This window comes from Pantoea sp. BRR-3P, from assembly GCF_039621635.1.
In the GTDB taxonomy this organism is placed as follows: Bacteria; Pseudomonadota; Gammaproteobacteria; order Enterobacterales; family Enterobacteriaceae; genus Pantoea; species Pantoea floridensis.
Genome location: NZ_CP155066.1, coordinates 364,866 through 383,213 on the forward strand (window position 1 = coordinate 364,866; position 18,348 = coordinate 383,213).

16 protein-coding genes and 1 tRNA gene are annotated in these 18,348 nt (G+C 52.6%); 8 read left to right on the forward strand and 9 right to left on the reverse strand.

The features are described from left to right. Positions 1-14: 14 nt before the first annotated feature. The 3 genes from AAGR08_RS01810 to AAGR08_RS01820 form a co-directional block, all read right to left on the reverse strand. On the reverse strand, positions 15-695 hold the full coding sequence (locus AAGR08_RS01810; RefSeq protein ID WP_345828234.1) for a hypothetical protein: 681 nt from the start codon (positions 693-695) through the stop codon (positions 15-17). Positions 696-1,115: 420 nt separating this feature from the next. Further along, positions 1,116-1,191 (reverse strand) — tRNA-Ile (locus AAGR08_RS01815). Positions 1,192-1,378: 187 nt separating this feature from the next. Next, a complete protein-coding gene (locus AAGR08_RS01820; RefSeq protein WP_345828236.1) occupies positions 1,379-2,164 on the reverse strand; it encodes an SDR family oxidoreductase in 786 nt (261 codons plus the stop codon). A gap of 133 nt (positions 2,165-2,297) precedes the next feature. Between AAGR08_RS01820 and AAGR08_RS01825 the strand changes: the two genes are divergently transcribed. The 3 genes from AAGR08_RS01825 to AAGR08_RS01835 all read left to right on the forward strand — a co-directional run bounded on the left by AAGR08_RS01825 (position 2,298) and on the right by AAGR08_RS01835 (position 4,245). Next, on the forward strand, positions 2,298-2,885 hold the full coding sequence (locus AAGR08_RS01825; RefSeq protein ID WP_345828238.1) for a TetR/AcrR family transcriptional regulator: 588 nt from the start codon (positions 2,298-2,300) through the stop codon (positions 2,883-2,885). Then, a complete protein-coding gene (gene mug / locus AAGR08_RS01830) occupies positions 2,882-3,397 on the forward strand; it encodes a G/U mismatch-specific DNA glycosylase (protein WP_097095966.1) in 516 nt (171 codons plus the stop codon). The genes AAGR08_RS01825 and mug overlap by 4 nt, the downstream gene beginning before the upstream one ends. 89 nt (positions 3,398-3,486) lie before the next feature. Continuing rightward, positions 3,487-4,245, forward strand: a complete 759-nt coding sequence (locus AAGR08_RS01835) for a substrate-binding domain-containing protein (protein ID WP_345828242.1) — start codon at positions 3,487-3,489, stop codon at positions 4,243-4,245. 48 nt (positions 4,246-4,293) lie between these two features. Here the strand turns inward: AAGR08_RS01835 and rpoD are convergent, their stop codons facing one another. The 3 genes from rpoD to rpsU form a co-directional block, all read right to left on the reverse strand. Further along, positions 4,294-6,135: an RNA polymerase sigma factor RpoD gene (gene rpoD / locus AAGR08_RS01840; protein WP_097095968.1), complete on the reverse strand. Its 1,842-nt coding sequence runs from the start codon at positions 6,133-6,135 to the stop codon at positions 4,294-4,296. A gap of 285 nt (positions 6,136-6,420) precedes the next feature. Continuing rightward, positions 6,421-8,166 carry a DNA primase gene (gene dnaG / locus AAGR08_RS01845; protein WP_097095969.1) on the reverse strand — a complete coding sequence of 582 codons (1,746 nt, stop codon included), beginning with the start codon at positions 8,164-8,166 and terminating at the stop codon, positions 6,421-6,423. A 118-nt stretch (positions 8,167-8,284) separates the two neighbouring features. Then, positions 8,285-8,500, reverse strand: a complete 216-nt coding sequence (gene rpsU, locus AAGR08_RS01850) for a 30S ribosomal protein S21 (RefSeq protein ID WP_008103436.1) — start codon at positions 8,498-8,500, stop codon at positions 8,285-8,287. Positions 8,501-8,781: 281 nt separating this feature from the next. On the opposite strand from rpsU, the gene tsaD reads away from it, so the two are divergent. Next, positions 8,782-9,795 carry a tRNA (adenosine(37)-N6)-threonylcarbamoyltransferase complex transferase subunit TsaD gene (gene tsaD, locus AAGR08_RS01855; RefSeq protein WP_345828246.1) on the forward strand — a complete coding sequence of 338 codons (1,014 nt, stop codon included), beginning with the start codon at positions 8,782-8,784 and terminating at the stop codon, positions 9,793-9,795. A gap of 30 nt (positions 9,796-9,825) precedes the next feature. Here the strand turns inward: tsaD and plsY are convergent, their stop codons facing one another. Further along, entirely contained in the window at positions 9,826-10,425 is a 600-nt protein-coding gene (plsY, locus tag AAGR08_RS01860) for a glycerol-3-phosphate 1-O-acyltransferase PlsY (RefSeq protein WP_097095971.1), read from the reverse strand. 107 nt (positions 10,426-10,532) lie between these two features. On the opposite strand from plsY, the gene folB reads away from it, so the two are divergent. Together folB and bacA are read left to right on the forward strand one after the other, a co-directional pair. Then, positions 10,533-10,892: a bifunctional dihydroneopterin aldolase/7,8-dihydroneopterin epimerase gene (gene folB, locus AAGR08_RS01865; protein WP_097095972.1), complete on the forward strand. Its 360-nt coding sequence runs from the start codon at positions 10,533-10,535 to the stop codon at positions 10,890-10,892. Between the two features lie 191 nt (positions 10,893-11,083). Then, positions 11,084-11,902, forward strand: a complete 819-nt coding sequence (gene bacA / locus AAGR08_RS01870) for an undecaprenyl-diphosphate phosphatase (RefSeq protein ID WP_097095973.1) — start codon at positions 11,084-11,086, stop codon at positions 11,900-11,902. 18 nt (positions 11,903-11,920) lie between these two features. On the opposite strand, the gene AAGR08_RS01875 is transcribed toward bacA, so the two are convergent. Together AAGR08_RS01875 and AAGR08_RS01880 are read right to left on the reverse strand one after the other, a co-directional pair. Further along, entirely contained in the window at positions 11,921-13,153 is a 1,233-nt protein-coding gene (locus AAGR08_RS01875; RefSeq protein WP_345828248.1) for a multifunctional CCA addition/repair protein, read from the reverse strand. A 142-nt stretch (positions 13,154-13,295) separates the two neighbouring features. Next, positions 13,296-13,919, reverse strand: coding sequence for a TIGR04211 family SH3 domain-containing protein (locus AAGR08_RS01880; RefSeq protein WP_097095975.1), 624 nt, complete (start codon positions 13,917-13,919; stop codon positions 13,296-13,298). Positions 13,920-14,123: 204 nt separating this feature from the next. Between AAGR08_RS01880 and AAGR08_RS01885 the strand changes: the two genes are divergently transcribed. Together AAGR08_RS01885 and glnE are read left to right on the forward strand one after the other, a co-directional pair. Next, positions 14,124-15,434 carry an inorganic triphosphatase gene (locus AAGR08_RS01885; RefSeq protein ID WP_097095976.1) on the forward strand — a complete coding sequence of 437 codons (1,311 nt, stop codon included), beginning with the start codon at positions 14,124-14,126 and terminating at the stop codon, positions 15,432-15,434. 25 nt (positions 15,435-15,459) lie between these two features. After that, positions 15,460-18,318, forward strand: coding sequence for a bifunctional [glutamate--ammonia ligase]-adenylyl-L-tyrosine phosphorylase/[glutamate--ammonia-ligase] adenylyltransferase (gene glnE / locus AAGR08_RS01890; protein ID WP_345828249.1), 2,859 nt, complete (start codon positions 15,460-15,462; stop codon positions 18,316-18,318). Positions 18,319-18,348: the final 30 nt, after the last annotated feature.

Sequence of the window (18,348 nt, forward strand, 5' to 3'; positions counted from 1 at the left end):
TTATTGAGGTCAATCTAATTGCTAGGGGCATTATTTTCTCTGACGAAATCGATCAAATCATTTAATTGTTGTGAGTTTGGAAAATGCTTGCTGATATCTTCTTCTTCAATTTTTTCAAGTAGCCCTTTCATATCTCTAACACTATAATTATTTCGATAATGGCCGTATACTCCTGCCAGTTTTATAAGATAACTTTCTAACTCTCTTCTCGTTGTGCTTAAAGTATCTAATCGTGAGTCCTCGAGATTTTTTAGTCTTATCAACTCTTCCATTTTTTCCTCAAGTTCATCTTTTTTGATTTTTGCTTCCTTTCTTTTTATTTGAATGTTGTTTTTAAAGGTATGCCAAAGATCTATGCCAAGTGAATTACTATCATCTCTTATAGCGGAAATTACTCCTATGATAAGCGCGTAAATTGCGGTCGTTATAGGCATAATAATGGCTGCGATTATTCCATAGGCAATTGGCCATGCAAAAAAATTCTTAAAGAAATCTTTTTGAACACCTATATAAATTAGAGTCATTTCAATAGGTTCTTTTGATTTCAAAACCAAAAGGATATTTTCTAAGTTAAAAATAAGTAATGATGTTAGAACATAACCGTAGAAATTATTTCTCATGCGATCAAATGCTATATCTGAGATAGGTTTCTTTGCTACCTCAGTTAAGGTATCAATGACAGAGTTTATTCCCATTATTTCCTCTTGTTCATTATAAAACGTGATGGGCTGAATACATTATAAATTCCCTCAACTCAATGACTGCAATATATTATTTACAAATTGCTATTTTAATGTCTACATCTTTATGATGGCTGCAATGCTTTTTATAGATTTCAGCGATGTGATGATAACTATTTTTACCTTAGCAACAAGAAAGTTCTGCCGATGATCAATCGTAAGGCAAAAATGTGATGTTAGTGTGGATATAAACAAACTCAGTACTCCACTTTGAACATTTTTTAGAAGAATATGCTTAGGGAACTAAGGGCTTTTTTGCTTAAAGGTTAGTGACAGGATAAGCAGTGAATAAAAGTTTGCTGCCAATGATAGACTGTACAAACAAAAAAGCCACCCCAGAAGGTGGCTTAACTGCATGATTTACATCACTAAATTTGGTGGCCCCTGCTGGGTTTGAACCAGCGACCAAGCGATTATGAGTCGCCTGCTCTAACCACTGAGCTAAGGGGCCAGCGGAGCGGGGATTATAGAGTATCTTGATGGGGTGATCCAGAGTTCGCCATTTGGATGGTGAAAATTACAGCAATGGCTGACTCTTTGATCTCAAAAAGAAAAATCTATTATCCCACACGCTATCGATTATTAAGCGCTCAACCCTGATCGCTTTTTGAGACCAAACTGGTGCAAAAAGGCCGCCATTACGATAAATAGCGCGATGCAGGCTTGTTCAGCGAGATATACGGTAAAATGGCAATGCGTGCTTCGTCGTAGCGCTGCCACAGGCTGATATCCTCTACTGACGGAATCGTTACCAACTCACCCGCATCTAATCCGCTGAGCGCTGCGGATACCAAATCATCCACTTCCATCAGCATCTCCGCCGGAAGATCGTTGATAGATTTGCCTGCACGTTCGAAGATTTCGGTACGTGTTAAGCCTGGCAGCACCGCCTGCACTCGCACGCCGCTGTCGACAAGCTCACGGTTCATATTGCGCGTCAGAGAAAGCACGTAAGCTTTGCTGGCGTTGTAGGCGCTGTTCGCGGATTCACTCACCAGCGCTAATACCGAAGCGATATTCACAATGGTGCCGCTGCGGCGAGCACGAAATACCTGCGCAGCACTGTGCGCGAGTTGGGTCAGTGCCGTGATATTTAAGGTCAGCATCGTCTGGATCTGGGCAATGTCACCTTCAATAAATTCGCCTTCTACCGTCATACCGGCATTGTTCACCAGCATCGTAATCTGCGTATTTTCATGGATTTCACGGTCAACTTTCTGCAAGTCAGCGTGATGGGTGAGGTCTGCTGCTAATACATTAACTTCCACGCCATGCTCATCGCGCAGAGACTGGGCCAGCGCATTGAGCCTGGCCGCATCGCGCGCCACCAGGATCAGGTTTGCGCCGCGTGCGGCGAGTTGTTTTGCATAGGTTGCGCCAATACCGCTTGAGGCGCCGGTGATCAAAGCCAGTTGGTGTGACATAGTGGTTTCCTTGAAATGACGGTTATCATATTTACGTGGTTAAATATGACGTCCATCATATTCGACGTCAAGCTAGAATATGATGGGCGTAATAATTACACTGATTGTCACTAACGATGAGCGGATAAATGAGATGGAAAAGCTGAGCCATAAAGCGCGTACGCGGCAGCGCATTTTGGATGAGGCCTCTGTGGCGATGCGCGAGAGCGGGACGGAAGGCATTGGTGTGGCAGCCCTGATGAAGCGCGCAGGGTTAACCCACGGCGGATTTTATGCCCACTTCGCCTCGCGTGAGGAGCTGGTGAAAGCCGTCATCACTGAGATGTTTACGGACTCAGCGCGACGCTTCGCGGATATCACCGCGCTTCAGGATCCGGCACAGCGGCTTAATCAGCTGGTAGATAACTATCTGTCGGAGCATCATTGCCGCACACCGGGTGAAGGCTGTCCGATGCCCGCGCTGGTGAGTGAAATGGCACATTTGCCAGAGGATACGCGCGCGCTTTTTTCCCAGCGACGTGAAGCGGTGCGCCAGCGTTTAGTACAGACGCTGCAGGAGTTGCATCACCCGCAAGCGGATGAGGTCGCCACCAGTATGCTGGCAGAAATGGTTGGCGCTGTGGCGCTGGCACGAGCCTGCGCCGATGACGATGAAGCGCGCACTTTGCTGGCAATGAGCCGCCGTTCGGTGAAACAACGCGCTGGTCTGGAGACGATATGAGCGAGCATGATATTCGCGATATTGTCGCCCCCGATTTACAGGTGCTGTTTTGCGGCATCAATCCGGGCAAATCTTCGGCGCACACCGGTTTTCACTTTGCCCATCCAGGCAACCGCTTCTGGAAAGTGATTTATCAGGCCGGTTTTACGCGTGAGCTACTCAAGCCTGAGCAGGAGCAGCGGCTACTGGAAACGGGCTGTGGTATCACAATGCTGGTTGAGCGTCCCACGGTGCAGGCGAATGAGCTTGATGGTCATGAGCTGCGCGACGGCGGCACGCGGCTACAGCAAAAGATCCTGCATTATCAGCCGCGTGCGTTGGCGGTATTGGGGAAAGAGGCTTTCCAGAAAGCGTTTCGACAGCGCAAAGTGGAGTGGGGTGAGCAGCCGCAAACTTTCGGCGCAACGCGTTTATGGGTGCTGCCAAATCCGAGCGGCTTAAACCGCGCAACGCTAGAGGAGATGGTTGCATCCTATCGTCAACTGCATGATTGGTTACAGAAAAAAGCGTGAGCTCGCTCCGTTAAGTGTGGTCCGATCGTTGTATCCCTCCATGATCCTGTCTAAACCCAATCCTTTATGGCAATAAAAGGTGAGGGCAGATGAAACACATGATTGCGCTGGCAACGCTACTGCTGGCGACACAAAGCGGTGTGCAGGCCGCAACGCTTAAGGTGTTCAGTTCCGGCGGAATGTATCCGGTGATTGAAAGCCTGAAACAGGATTATCAGCAAAAAACCGGTAACAGTATTCAGCTGGAAGCGGCGCCTTCCATGGGAGATACGCCGCAAGCCATTCCCAATCGTCTTAAACGCCACGATAGCGCCGATGTGTTAGTGATGGTTGATTACGCTATCAAACCGCTCGAGCAGGCCAATTGGGTGGATAGCCACAGCCAGCAGGTTCTGGCGCATTCGTATATTGCCATGGCGGTGAAGCAGGGCAGCGGGCAGCCGGATATCAGCAGCGTCGCTAAATTCAAACAGGCGCTGACTGAGGCATCGAGTATTGCGGTGTCCGATAGCGCTAGCGGCAAATATATCCAAACCAAAATGCTGGGTAAGCTGGCATTGGGTGCTGAAACCGCAAAAAAAATAGCGGTGATCCCGGCAACGCCGGTCGGTGAAGCTGTCGCTCAGGGCAAAGCGGAACTGGGTTTTCAGCAGAACAGTGAATTAAAAGCGGTGCAGGGCATTACTATAGTGGGACTGATTCCGCAGGCTGTGCAGCAGGATACGCTGTATGGCGCGGTGATCACGCGTGACACGCAGCAAAAGCGAGCGGCGGCGCAGTTTGTGAAGTATTTACAAAGCGATAAAGCGCGCCAGATGATGCAGGAAAAAGGTTTAACGCCGTACTGATGGCAATAAAAAACCCCGGCAAGCCGGGGTTTTTCGTCTCGACATCGATTAATCGTCGAGGAAGCTACGCAGCACTTCAGAGCGGCTTGGATGACGCAGCTTACGCAGCGCCTTGGCTTCGATCTGACGAATACGCTCACGCGTAACGTCAAACTGTTTGCCGACCTCTTCCAGCGTATGGTCGGTGTTCATATCGATACCGAAACGCATACGCAGAACTTTCGCTTCACGCGCTGTCAAACCAGCCAACACATCGTGGGTGGCTGAGCGCAGGCTTTCCGAGGTAGCGGAATCCAGCGGCAGCTCCAGCGTGGTGTCTTCGATAAAATCGCCCAGATGCGAATCTTCATCATCACCAATCGGCGTCTCCATCGAGATAGGCTCTTTAGCGATTTTCAGCACTTTGCGGATCTTATCTTCTGGCATCAACATGCGTTCGGCCAGCTCTTCCGGCGTCGGCTCACGACCCATCTCTTGCAGCATCTGACGCGAGATACGATTGAGTTTGTTGATGGTCTCAATCATATGCACCGGGATACGGATGGTACGTGCCTGGTCCGCGATGGAACGGGTGATAGCCTGACGAATCCACCAGGTGGCGTAAGTTGAGAACTTATAACCACGACGGTATTCAAACTTATCAACCGCTTTCATCAGGCCGATGTTGCCTTCCTGAATCAAATCGAGGAACTGCAGACCACGGTTGGTGTATTTCTTCGCGATAGAAATAACCAAACGTAAGTTTGCTTCAACCATCTCTTTCTTCGCACGACGCGCTTTCGCCTCGCCGATAGACATACGACGGTTAATGTCTTTCACCTGCTCGATGGTCAAGCCGGTTTCTTCTTCGATCTGCTGCAGTTTGTACAGCGAACGCATCACATCATCTTCGACTTCCAGCAGCTTCTCTGACCATGGTTTGTTCATGGCCAGTGCGGCTTTAAACCAGCTTGGGCTGGTCTCGTTGCCGGTAAACAACGTGATGAAGTTTTTCTTCGGCATTTTGCACAGTTCAATACACAGCTTCATGATCAGGCGCTCTTGCGTACGCACGCGCTCCATCATTTCACGCATATTGTTTACCAGGTAATCGAATTGCTTCGGTACCAGGCGGAACTGTTTAAACACTTCAGACAGATTTTGGATTTCAGCAACGGCGTCCGCGTGGCTGCGGCCTTTGGCTTTGATGACGGTACGCGTGGTTTCATACTGCGTACGCAGGTCGCCAAACTTCTCGCGAGCCAGTTCTGGATCGATGGAGTTGTCATCGTCAGAGCTGTCATCATCCTCTTCGTCTTCTTCTTCATCATCATCGCGATCTTCCTGCGATAACTCAGAACCAACGTGAGTTGCGGTCGGCGCAATATCTTCTTCCGCGTTAGGATCGATGAAGCCGATGATTAAATCGGACAGGCGAGAGTCGCCCGCTTCTACGCGATCGTACTGATCGAGCAAATAGGTGATCGCTTCCGGATATTCGGCAACAGAGCATTGAACCTGGTTGATACCGTCTTCGATGCGCTTAGCGATGTCAATTTCGCCTTCGCGCGTCAGCAGTTCAACGGTACCCATTTCACGCATATACATGCGCACCGGGTCGGTGGTACGGCCAATTTCAGATTCAACACTGGATAAAACCTGAGCGGCGGCTTCTGCGGCATCTTCGTCAGTGTCGGAGCTGTTCTCATTCAGGATCAGATCATCGGCATCAGGCGCTTCTTCTACGACCTGAATACCCATGTCATTAATCATCTGAATGATGTCTTCGATCTGATCGGAGTCGACGATATCTTCCGGCAGATGGTCATTGACCTCAGCATAGGTCAGATAGCCTTGCTCCTTACCACGGGTGACAAGTAGCTTAAGCTGTGACTGCGGGTTTTGCTCCATAAGACGGTATCCACACTTCTGTTAATTAGATTGGTGTCGGTCGGCGGCGAGCCAACTATAACAGTGAAGGCGTTGTGTTTTTGCCGCTGCCTACATCGCGGCCAGGGCTTTTGCCCTTCTATATTCGGCACTTAAGCCGCTTTTGTTCTTTCCGGGCCTGGCTTCGACGCCTACGGCCCTAATAGGGTGATGTTTCCGGCTTCGCTTATCGCGTCTAATAATCCGGAAATGACTGAGCCAAAATGCGGTTTTTAACGTGCTTGCAGTTCTGACCCAGTAAAAATCTTATTTTTTCGCTAATGCCTGGCTTAAAGCCCAGAACTCGCGACGTTCGATGGCGCTTAGGCCTTCCGTTCGCTCACGTGCGATTAATGCTTCAAGGCGCTGTTCGAGCGCGGAATCATAAATACTTGCCAGTGAATCCTGAAACACTTCTTCCGCCTCTTCATCCACTATCATGTGGTTCCAGGTGGCCAGTGTTTCAAGGGTCTGGCTAAAATTTGTCCCGCGATATAACTCTAGTAGCTGTCCGGTAGTCAGGCCAGGATTCTCTGTACAACGACTGACTAACTCCACAAATAGCGGTAAACCCGCCATTTTCGACTGCTCGAGTCCATCCAGTGTAGGCACGATGGAAGCAAATTGCGGATTCTGCACCAATAACGCAATCAACACGCGCATGGTGGTGCGCTTCAACGGTGGCGCCGTTGGTAGCACTCCGCTTTCGGCCAGCTTCGGCATCAGCTTGTCTAACTGGTTATCGTCAAGAATGCCGAGTTTGTTACCCAAAGTTTGACGCATATAAATGCGTAAGGTTTCACCAGGAATCTGACTAATCAGCGGCAGCGCCAGTGTCGCCAGCTTGGTCTTACCGTCACGGGTACTCAAATCCACCTGCGGCATTAAGCTATCGAACAAAAACGTGGAGAGCGGTGTTGCCTGCTCCATCCGCGCTTCGAAGGCTTCTTTGCCCTCTTTGCGTACCAGCGTGTCTGGATCCTCGCCATCGGGCAAAAACATAAAGCGTAGCTGACGACCATCATTCATGTATGGCAATGCGGTTTCGAGCGTACGCCACGCGGCCTCACGTCCGGCGCGGTCGCCGTCGTAACAGCAAATCACGGTATCGGTTGAACGATACAGCAGCTGAACGTGTTCCGCAGTGGTCGAGGTGCCCAACGAAGCAACGGCATAATCGATGCCAAATTGCGCCAGCGCCACCACGTCCATGTAACCTTCTACCACCAGCAAACGCGCGGGTTGCGGATGATTTTTTTGTGCTTCATAAAGCCCGTACAGCTGGCGGCCTTTATGAAAAATGGGTGTTTCAGGTGAGTTCAGATACTTCGGCGTATCATTGCCCAGCACGCGACCACCAAAACCTATTACGCGGCCACGCTTATCGCGAATAGGGAACATCACGCGATCGCGGAAACGATCGTAGGTGCGGCCTGAGTCATTGCTGACCAACATGCCGGCTTCCATCAGTGATTCGCGATCGTCTTTTTGCTGGCCAAAGCGCTTCAGTACATTATCCCAACCGGCGGGCGCATAGCCGATAGCGAAGTGATCGATCACTTCCTGGCTGAGTCCGCGCGTGGCGAGATAATTCTGAGCAGATTGCGCTTGCGGATTCCGCAGGCTCTGTTGATAAAAGCCGTTCAGGCCTTCCAGCAACTGATAAAGACTTTGACGCTGATGGCGTTCCATTTGGCTGGGGCCGTTGCCCGCTTCATACGGCACTTCTAAGCCGTGAAGCGTAGCCAGCTCCTCAACGCTCTCAACAAATTCCAGACGATCGTGATTCATCAGGAAGTCGATGGCGTTGCCCTTGGCTCCGCAACCGAAGCAGTAATAAAACTGCTTCTCACCGCTGACGGTGAAAGAGGGGGTTTTCTCGTTATGAAAAGGACAGCACGCGTGATAATTCTTACCCTGCTTTTTCAGCTTAACGCGGGCATCGATAAGATCCACGATGTCCGTGCGGGCAAGTAAGTCGTTGATAAATACGCGTGGAATTCGTCCTGCCATAAGCCCCGATTTTTCAGCTCATAAACGACAACAAGCCGCGCTTCCTTTCGGAAAGCACGGCCTTTTACTTGACTCTGTCTGCGTTTATCACGCGGCGGAAGCGAACTTCCGCAAGAAATTAGTACAGACGAGTGCGGCGTGCGTTTTCGCGAGCCAGTTTCTTGGCGTGACGCTTAACTGCAGATGCTTTAGCGCGCTTACGCTCGGTGGTAGGCTTTTCGTAGAACTCACGGCTACGAACTTCTGCCAGAACACCTGCTTTCTCGCATGAACGCTTGAAGCGACGCAGTGCTACGTCGAACGGCTCGTTTTCACGTACTTTAATTACCGGCATGTAACTCTTACCTCGATAAAATTCGGTTTTTGCTGCTGACTGCGGCGCCAGCACATTTCAAAATGGTGCAGCATTTTACTCCAGCCGCGGCCGACTTGTAAAGCACCATGTATAATTTAGAACCAACAGGGGCATATGCCTTCGCGGCTGCCGGTTTTTTCAGGCCGTGGAGTATAGCGCACTCTTTATGCGACAGAAAAACACTTTTTCCTGGCCAAAGTGTCTGGGCTGTGATTTGGCTGTGCTACACTGCGCGCCGCAAGAAGAGGGTGATAAAAGCTATGCGAGTTCTGGGTATTGAAACGTCCTGCGATGAAACCGGCATCGCGATTTATGACGATGCGTCCGGTCTGCTGGCAAATCAATTATATAGCCAGGTGAAACTGCATGCCGATTACGGTGGTGTGGTGCCAGAACTGGCATCGCGCGACCACGTGCGCAAAACCGTGCCGCTGATTCAGGCCGCGCTGAAAGAAGCCGGTCTTGAGCCGCAGCAAATTGACGGCGTTGCCTATACGGCGGGGCCAGGATTGGTTGGCGCGCTGCTGGTTGGGGCGACTATTGGGCGTGCGTTGGCCTTCGCCTGGAATGTGCCGGCGGTACCGGTGCATCACATGGAAGGGCATCTGCTGGCGCCGATGCTGGAAGAGCATCCGCCGCAATTCCCGTTTGTCGCGCTGCTGGTTTCCGGCGGTCACACGCAATTGATCAGCGTGACCGGTATTGGTGAATACACTTTGCTCGGCGAATCGATTGACGATGCAGCCGGTGAAGCCTTTGATAAAACTGCCAAATTGCTCGGTCTGGATTACCCCGGCGGGCCGATGTTATCGCGTATGGCACAGCAGGGTACGCCAAACCGCTTCAGGTTCCCGCGTCCGATGACCGATCGTCCGGGGCTGGACTTCAGCTTCTCCGGCCTGAAAACCTTTGCGGCGAATACCATTCGCGAGCATCAGGATGACGAGCAAGCGCGTGCTGATATTGCCCGCGCGTTTGAAGATGCGGTGGTTGATACCTTAATGATCAAGTGCAAACGCGCGCTGGAGCAAACCGGTTTTAAACGTTTAGTGATTGCCGGTGGCGTCAGCGCCAACCGCACGCTGCGTGAGCGCATGGCTGAGATGATGCAAAAGCGCGGCGGCGAAGTGTTTTACGCGCGTCCTGAATTCTGCACCGATAACGGCGCAATGATCGCCTATGCCGGTATGGTGCGACTGAAAGGTGGCACGCGTGGAGAGCTTGGCGTCAGCGTGCGACCGCGCTGGCCGCTGTCAGAACTGCCCGCCATCTAAAACGAAAAACCGGCATCGCGCCGGTTTTTTTTATTTCTTCTTTTTCCGCTTCCAGATCTTATTTTCCTGGCCGCGCCACAGGCGCTGGATGTTGTCGTGATGCCGCAACAGAATCAGGCAGGAGAGCATGGACACCGGAAAGGTAAACTGCGGCTTGAACCACCAGACATAAAACGGGGCGATCAGCGCGCTAACAATCGCACCCAGTGACGAATAACCGCTCAGCAGCACCGTCAGCAGCCAGGTGCCGGTCATCAAACCCGTTAAATCCCAGCCGATCGGTGCGATGGCACCGAAGGCGGTTGCCACGCCTTTACCGCCGCGAAAACGGAAGAATACCGGATAGATGTGGCCAAGGCAGGCGGCAATTGCCGTTAGGCCAAGATAGAGTGGCGCAACGTGCAGCAGATAAGCTATCCACACCGGAATCATGCCTTTCGCCACGTCGAAAATCAGCACCGCCGCCGCGGCAGCCTTACCACCAATGCGTAAAACATTGGTAGCGCCAGGATTGCCTGAGCCCTGCGTGCGCGGATCGGGTAAACCAGCCAGTTTACAAACCAGTATCGCACTGGAAATCGAACCGCAAAGATACGCGAAAATAATCATACCAAGCGCGATAGCACTCATAGCTTCGTACCGTTCCTTTTGGGTCGTTTTGTTCTCGATAAGCGTGGATAATACGCATAATCCGCCGGAAGTGGTATCCGGCTTAGCCAAAAACAGAGACTGACATCATGGATATCGTATTTATCGAGCAACTCACCGTGTTCACCCACATTGGCGTTTACGACTGGGAGCAAGGCATGCTACTGAAATTGGTGCTCGATGTCGAAATGGCATGGGACAACCGTCAGGCCGCGGCCAGCGATGATGTGAATGATTGTCTGAGCTATGCCGATGTCACCGAAGCGATCCTCAATCACCTGCAAGGCCGGCGTTTTGCCCTCGTCGAAAGGGTGGCGGAAGAAATCGCCGATCTGTTGATGAATCGTTTCAAAACGCCGGGAGTACGCATAAAGGTAGGTAAACCGGGGGCTATCGCCCAGGCTGCGAGCGTTGGCGTGCGTATTGAGCGCGGGACTATTCCGAAATAAATCTTCCGTGATTGCCATCACAATGAAACCAAACCAAATTATGGTGTGTCTCACTTGAGGCCGCTGCGCTGACCAATCGATCGTGCCTGAATTTCTTAAGGTTTCCTTCAGCGTAGCGCAGGCATAATTTCAGGCGGTAGCCCTTTGCGACCGCCTTTTTACTGTTTAAAACGGATAGAGGATAAATTTTGATGGCAGACATTCATCAGCTTTGGGTAGCTGCAATCCTGGGGATTGTAGAAGGCCTCACGGAATTCCTGCCGGTCTCTTCCACGGGCCACATGATTATTGTTGGCCACCTGCTAGGTTTTGAAGGCGAGACCGCCGAAACCTTCGAAGTGGTGATCCAGTTGGGATCGATTCTGGCTGTGGTGGTGATGTTCTGGCGCCGACTGTTTGGTTTAATCGGCATTCACTTTGGTGAGGTCAAACACGAAGGTGTAGGGACCGGAAGGTTAACGCTGATTCATATTCTGCTGGGTATGGTGCCGGCGGTGGTAATTGGTTTGCTGCTGCACGATCAAATCAAAACGTTGTTTAACCCGATTAACGTGATGTACGCGCTGGTTGTCGGCGGTGTACTGCTGTTGGTGGCCGAGTATTTCAAACCAAAACAACCCAAAGCCGTTGGCGTGGATGACATTACCTATCGCCAGGCATTTATGATTGGCTGCTTCCAGTGTCTGGCGCTGTGGCCGGGCTTCTCTCGCTCGGGAGCGACAATTTCGGGCGGTATGCTGATGGGTGTAAGCCGTTATGCGGCGTCGGAATTCTCGTTCATTCTGGCGGTGCCGATGATGATTGGTGCAACCGGCCTTGATCTCTATAAGAGTCTGGGATTCCTGACGATGCAGGATCTCCCGATGTTTGCGGTAGGTTTCGTGACCGCTTTCATTGTGGCGCTGCTGGCAATCAAAGTGTTCCTGGAGCTGATTAAGCGTATCTCGTTCGTCTCTTTCGCCATCTACCGCTTCATTATCGCGGCCGTGGTTTACGCCATCTTTATGTAAGTTATCCTGCGCGGCCGGTTACGCTGGCCGCGCGTTAATCAATTCCGCCTGCAGTACCGCAATACGTCGACGCGTTAACTCTTCCCGTACTTCAGCCCCTTTAAAACCTGCCGCAACCACTTCTTTAGTGGGCACCGCTTGCGCTAGCGTAAATGCCAGGCGCAAATAATCGCCTTGCGGATAAGCCATGCTTTCCAGGCCGCTTCGGCCGCGCGCATCGGCTTCGCTGGTCAGTGCCATTTTCTCTACGCGATCGGGTTTGCGCCAGGCGTCTATACGATCAAACAACGCGATGAGCGCATCGGCCGGCTGACGTTCAATGGTGTGCACCACGTCGTGGAATTCTGTGACGACCAACGCCAAATCACGCACGTGATTCGGCACGCGCAGGCGTTGGCACAGCGCTTCAACGATGGGCACTCCCGCCAGGCCGTGACCATGATGGCTAGGCCATTTGTCCGCTGGCGTTAGCGCTTTGCCGACATCGTGAAAGAGCGTGGCGAAACGGACATCAAGCTGATCCGAGAGCGCGGCGGATAACGTCAGCGTCATCAACGCGTGTATGCCGGTATCAATTTCTGGGTGCCATTTGATTGGTGCAGGGATGCCGTAAAGGTTATCAATTTCCGGGAACAAGACGTGCAGCGCGCCACAATCACGCAGTACCTGGAAATAGACCTGCGGATTATGCGTCAGCAACGCTTTTTCCGTCTCTTTCCACACGCGTTCTGCCGTGAGATGAGCCAGTTCACCGCTGGCGGCCATTTCACGCATCAGCGCCAGGGTTTCATCCGCAATCCGGAAATTAAGGTGGGCAAAGCGGGCGGCAAAACGCGCCACGCGCAGCACTCGCAGCGGATCTTCATTAAAAGCGGCAGAAACATGGCGAAGCTGGCGCTGAGCCAGATCGCGCTGGCCACCGTAAGGATCGATTAGCTCACCACTTTCGTCTTGTGCGATGGCATTGATGGTAAGATCGCGGCGCTGCAGATCCTGCTCCAGCGTGACGTCAGGCGCGAATTGCGTCACAAAACCGGTGTAACCATTGCCGCTTTTGCGCTCTGTTCGTGCCAGCGCGTACTCTTCACGGCTGCGCGGATGCAAAAAAACCGGAAAATCCCGGCCTACCTGCTGATATCCTTCCGCCAGCATGGTATCGGGTGTAGCGCCGACTACCACCCAATCTCTATCTTTTACCGGTAAACGCAGCAAGGCATCGCGCACTGCGCCACCGACCAGAAACGTCTTCACTCAACCACTCCAGAAGCAAATCAGAAATTGCGTGCACAACACGCTTGTTGCTTTATTGTTGCATACTTTGGCTAAAAATCGGGCACGACAAAAAGGGCATCTTACGATCCCCTTGAATAAAAGAACAAATCTACATGGCGCGTTAATTCATCCAGCGATCGTTTTTCTTGCGGCGCGGCACCATGTGCGGCAGCAGCAGACCCAGCAGTAAGCCCACGCCCAGCACGCCGCCGCCATACATAAACCACTGCATGATGATGGTGCGCTGTTTGTCATCCAGCTGCACATTCGCGGCGCTGACTTTCTTCTGCGCGACGATCAGCTCGTTCTTCAGCTTCTGATTCTCAGCTTTAAGGCCGTCAATGGTGCCGTCGCTGTTGGCGACTTTGTTTTGCATCTCGGAGGTGCGTTGGTTCCAGCTGTTATCGATGTTCGCCAGCTTCGCAGTCAGGTCTTTAACCTGCTGCTCCAGCTGCGGCACGCGAGTGCGCAGGCTGGGATTGGCGCTCAGCTGCGACAGTGGAATCCAGTTAGTTTTACCTTCTGCATCACGGATTTGGCCATATTGGGAATCACTGTTGGTTTGCAGTAAGGTGACTTCCTCTCCGGCGTTCAGCTTGCCAATCAGGCGATATTGATCGCCTGGGCCGCTGCGCACCCAAGTGGATAATTCATCGGAGATATAACGCTTTTCGTCAGCAGCATGGGCAGGTGTGATGGCGCTGAAAGCCAGCAAAGAAAGAGCAGCGAGTGTGATTTTTTTCATTCGATATCGTTTTTTCTTAATGGCGTAAAATTACCGGCACAGTCTGGAGACGCTTCTCATAAATCTGAATGAGAACTATCCTGGTCTCAATCTGGTGCGAAAAGGGTCGTAAAAGCACAAGAAAGCGGAGACAGCGGGCTTCCGGTGCATTACTCTTCGCCAGATTAAACTCGTAAGTGCCAGCAGCGTATTGAATAAAAAATTATGACCATTGAAATCGAATTAAAGTTCATTGCCACTCCGCAAGCCGCCGAAAAACTGGCTGAAAAGCTTGCCGCCTGGCCACATCAGCATTTCGCCGCGCGCGATCTGACTAACATCTATTATGAAACCGACGACAACCAGCTGCGTCGCTGGGATATGGGCCTGCGCATTCGCGGCGTTGATCAACGTTATGAAATGACGCTGAAAGCCGCCGGTAAAACCGTGGGTGGCTTGCATCAGCGTCCGGAGTACAACGTTGATCTCACGGAGCCACAGCTGGATATTGCGCGTCTTCCCACTGAAATCTGGCCAGCAGGCACCGATATCACTGCGCTGCAATCGCAACTGCAACCGCTGTTTAGCACCCACTTCCAGCGTGAAACATGGCTGGTGGAGTTTGGCGGCAGTGAAATTGAAGTGGCGTTTGATCGCGGTGAGGTGACGGCGGGTGAGCTCAGTGAGCCGTTGTATGAAGTTGAGCTTGAGCTTAAAAGCGGGCAGCGCGATGACCTGCTGAAGTTTGCTGATGCTTTGATTGCGCTGGGTGGATTACGCCTCGGCAGCCTGAGCAAAGCGGCGCGCGGCTATCAGCTGGCGCAAGGCAATCTGCCTCGTCCAGTGCGTGCACTGCCGTTGCAGAAAATCGCCGCCAAAGCGTCGGTGGAGCAGGGCATGATCAACGCCATGACCGCCGCGCTGACGCATTGGCAATATCATGAAGAAGTTTGGCTGCGCGGCAATAAAAATGCCAAAGCGTCGGTGATTGAAGCGCTGGAAACGCTGCGCCAGGCCTTTTCACTGTTTGGTGCTTTGGTTCCACGTAAGGCCAGCAGCGATCTGCGTCAGAAGTTGACCCGTCTTGAAGAGATGCTGGCTGATGAAGAGAACAATGCGGAAGCAGCCTGCTTCTCACTCACCTCCGTCGAAGCCCAGTTAGCGCTTACTCACTGGCTGGTTGAGTCTCAGTGGCAGAATTGGCTCGACGATAAGAGTCGCAGCAAATTGCAGGGATCCTTCAAACGCTTCAGCGATATTATGCTGAGCCGTATTGCAGCCGACCTCAGAGAAACCTTCGATGGCGTTCAGCTGTTCAATGAGTTTCAGGATAAGGCGACGCGCCTAAATCGTCAGCTGCTGGCGGTTAATTTGCTGGCGGGCGCCTATCCGGCCGAGGATGTTAATAGCTGGCTGGAAGGGTGGCAGGAATTGCAGCATGCCATTCGGGAAAAGCAGGAGCGAGGCTTAATTCATCTGGCTAATCTCGCTATTCGGCCCGCGCCGTTCTGGCTCAATAGCGGAATCAAACGCTAACGAAAAATCCAATCAGGGAGAGACGATGTTGTTACCGTTACCAGCGCTGATGCAGGCGCAGTTGGCTAATGTGGCAGAGCGACTTGGTTTGCCACTCTCAGCGTTCACGCCAGAACAGGCTGGTGCGCTGACCTTTAGTGACTTTATCCTCGATAACCTGCAGCAGCATCCGGAATGGTGGCAGCATTTGCAGCAGCAAGCGCCCGCACCAGATGAGTGGCAGCACTATGCCCGCTGGCTGAATGACGCGCTGCAAGCGGTTGATAACGAATCCTCCCTGATGCGCGAACTTCGTCTGTTCCGCCGGCATATGCTGGTGCGTATTGCCTGGATGCAGGCGCTGCAGCACTCCAGCACGGAACAGAGCTTGCAGCAGCTCAGCACGCTGGCGGAAATTCTGATTGCGGCAGCGCGCGATTGGGTATGGCAGGATTGCAGCCGTGATTTCGGCACCCCCTGCAATGACGCCGGAGAAGCCCAACCGATGCTGATCCTGGGTATGGGCAAACTGGGTGGCTGCGAGCTTAACTTCTCTTCTGATATCGACCTGATTTTTGCCTGGCCGGAAAACGGTGTCACGCACGGCGGACGGCGCGAACTCGACAATGCACAGTTCTTTACGCGCATGGGCCAGCGTCTGATCAAAGTGCTCGATCAGCCGACGGTAGATGGATTTGTCTATCGCGTGGATATGCGCCTGCGCCCGTTTGGTGACAGCGGTCCGCTGGTGCTGAGCTTTGCTGCACTGGAGGATTATTACCAGGAACAGGGGCGCGACTGGGAACGCTACGCGATGGTTAAAGCCCGGCTGATGGGCGATGACCGTGGCCACTGGAGCCAGGAATTGCAGCAAATGCTGCGCCCGTTTGTCTATCGGCGTTACATCGATTTCAGCGTGATCCAGTCGCTGCGTAACATGAAAGGTATGATTGCCCGCGAAGTGCGCCGAAGGGGCTTGAAAGACAACATCAAACTCGGTGCGGGCGGTATCCGTGAAACAGAATTCATCGTTCAGGTATTCCAGCTGATTCGAGGAGGACGTGAGCGCTCACTACAATTACGATCCTTGCTGCCTACGCTTGAAGCGATTGGCGAACTGGCTTTACTTAGCCAGCAGCAGGTTGAACATCTGCGTGAAGCCTATCTGTTCCTGCGTCGCCTGGAAAACCTTCTGCAAAGTATTAATGACGAGCAGACGCAAACGCTGCCGGAAAATGAACTCGATCGCCAGCGCTTAGCCTGGGCAATGGGCGCGGTGGACTGGCATGCGCTGATGGTACAGCTTGAAGAGCACATGGCTGGCGTGCGCGCCATCTTTGATGAGTTGATTGGTGACGATGCGCCTGACGTTGACGATCAGCCACAGCTGGCTGAATTTGCCGGGCTATGGCAAGACACGTTGGAAGAGAACGACCTTATTCCGGTAGTGCCGCAGCTGAATGATGCGCAGCGTCACGCGCTTTACAATGCGCTAAACAATTTTCGCCAGGATGTGAGTCGCCGTACTATTGGCCCGCGCGGGCGTTTGGCGCTTGATCAGCTGATGCCGCGTCTGCTCAGTGAGGTTTGCCCACGCGAGGATGCGGATGTGCTGCTGAACCGCCTGACGCCGCTGCTGTTGGGCGTGTTGACGCGCAGTACCTATCTCGAGTTGTTAACCGAATATCATGGCGCGCTGCGCCATCTGATTCGCCTCTGCGCCGCATCACCGATGATTGCCAGCCAGCTGGCGCGTTATCCGCTGCTGCTGGATGAGCTGCTCGATCCGGCAACCCTTTATCAACCTACCGCTACCGATGCGTACCGCGATGAGTTACGTCAGTATCTGCTGCGCATCCCCACCGATGACGAAGAGCAACAGTTGGAAGCGCTGCGCCAATTTAAGCAGGCGCAGCATCTGCGCATTGCCGCTGCTGATATTGCTGAAACGCTGCCGGTCATGAAAGTGAGCGATCACTTAACCTGGCTGGCGGAGGCGATAATTGAATCGGTGGTGCAGCAAGCCTGGCAAATGATGGTGCAACGTTATGGGCGTCCATCACATCTCACCAGCGATAGCGAACGGGGTTTCGCGGTGGTGGGCTATGGCAAGCTCGGTGGCTGGGAACTGGGTTATAGCTCCGATCTCGATTTGGTCTTCCTGCACGATTGCCCTGATGATGCAGAAACGGATGGTGAACGCGTCATTGATGGCCGCCAGTTCTATCTACGCCTGGCACAGCGCGTGATGCATCTGTTCAGCACGCGTACCTCCTCCGGCATTTTGTATGAGGTGGATGCGCGTCTGCGTCCTTCTGGCGCCGCAGGGATGCTGGTGAGCACCTTTGCTGCCTTCAACGAGTATCAGCGTAGCGAAGCCTGGACCTGGGAACACCAGGCATTAGTGCGCGCGCGCATTGTGTTCGGTGAGCCGGCGCTCTGCGAACGTTTTGATGATATCCGGCGCGGTATTCTCTGCCTGCCGCGAGAGCGCGATACGTTGCAGAAAGAAGTGCGCGAAATGCGCGAAAAAATGCGCGCGCATCTCAGCAATAAACATAAAGGCCGCTGGGAGATTAAGACCGATGAGGGCGGTATCACCGATATTGAATTCATCGCACAATACTTTGTCTTAGGCTACGCCGCTGCACAGCCCGCATTGACGCGCTGGTCGGATAACGTGCGCATATTTGAGCTGATGGCCCGGCATCACATCATGCCGGAAGATGAGGCACAGGCACTGACGCACGCCTACGTAACGCTGCGTGATGCGCTACATCATCTTGCGCTACAGGAATTACCGGGACATGTTGCGCCCGACGCCTTTGCCGCTGAGCGAGCGGTGGTAAACAGCAGCTGGCAGCGTTGGTTGAACGTTGCCGAATCAGATCGCGCGGGACAGTGAGCCATAGGGCTTCGAAACCCTGCAACTTAA

Excerpts from the sequence above, each read along its gene's own strand:
- AAGR08_RS01820 (WP_345828236.1), bottom strand. The coding sequence starts at position 2,164 with ATGTCACACCAACTGGCTTTGATCACCGGCGCCTCAAGCGGTATTGGC.
- rpoD (WP_097095968.1), bottom strand. The coding sequence starts at position 6,135 with ATGGAGCAAAACCCGCAGTCACAGCTTAAGCTACTTGTCACCCGTGGT.
- AAGR08_RS01810 (WP_345828234.1), bottom strand. The coding sequence starts at position 695 with ATGGGAATAAACTCTGTCATTGATACCTTAACTGAGGTAGCAAAGAAA.
- plsY (WP_097095971.1), bottom strand. The coding sequence starts at position 10,425 with ATGAGTGCTATCGCGCTTGGTATGATTATTTTCGCGTATCTTTGCGGT.
- AAGR08_RS01835 (WP_345828242.1), top strand. The coding sequence starts at position 3,487 with ATGAAACACATGATTGCGCTGGCAACGCTACTGCTGGCGACACAAAGC.
- folB (WP_097095972.1), top strand. The coding sequence starts at position 10,533 with ATGGATATCGTATTTATCGAGCAACTCACCGTGTTCACCCACATTGGC.
- AAGR08_RS01825 (WP_345828238.1), top strand. The coding sequence starts at position 2,298 with ATGGAAAAGCTGAGCCATAAAGCGCGTACGCGGCAGCGCATTTTGGAT.
- bacA (WP_097095973.1), top strand. The coding sequence starts at position 11,084 with ATGGCAGACATTCATCAGCTTTGGGTAGCTGCAATCCTGGGGATTGTA.
- dnaG (WP_097095969.1), bottom strand. The coding sequence starts at position 8,166 with ATGGCAGGACGAATTCCACGCGTATTTATCAACGACTTACTTGCCCGC.
- mug (WP_097095966.1), top strand. The coding sequence starts at position 2,882 with ATGAGCGAGCATGATATTCGCGATATTGTCGCCCCCGATTTACAGGTG.
- glnE (WP_345828249.1), top strand. The coding sequence starts at position 15,460 with ATGTTGTTACCGTTACCAGCGCTGATGCAGGCGCAGTTGGCTAATGTG.
- rpsU (WP_008103436.1), bottom strand. The coding sequence starts at position 8,500 with ATGCCGGTAATTAAAGTACGTGAAAACGAGCCGTTCGACGTAGCACTG.
- AAGR08_RS01880 (WP_097095975.1), bottom strand. The coding sequence starts at position 13,919 with ATGAAAAAAATCACACTCGCTGCTCTTTCTTTGCTGGCTTTCAGCGCC.
- AAGR08_RS01885 (WP_097095976.1), top strand. The coding sequence starts at position 14,124 with ATGACCATTGAAATCGAATTAAAGTTCATTGCCACTCCGCAAGCCGCC.
- tsaD (WP_345828246.1), top strand. The coding sequence starts at position 8,782 with ATGCGAGTTCTGGGTATTGAAACGTCCTGCGATGAAACCGGCATCGCG.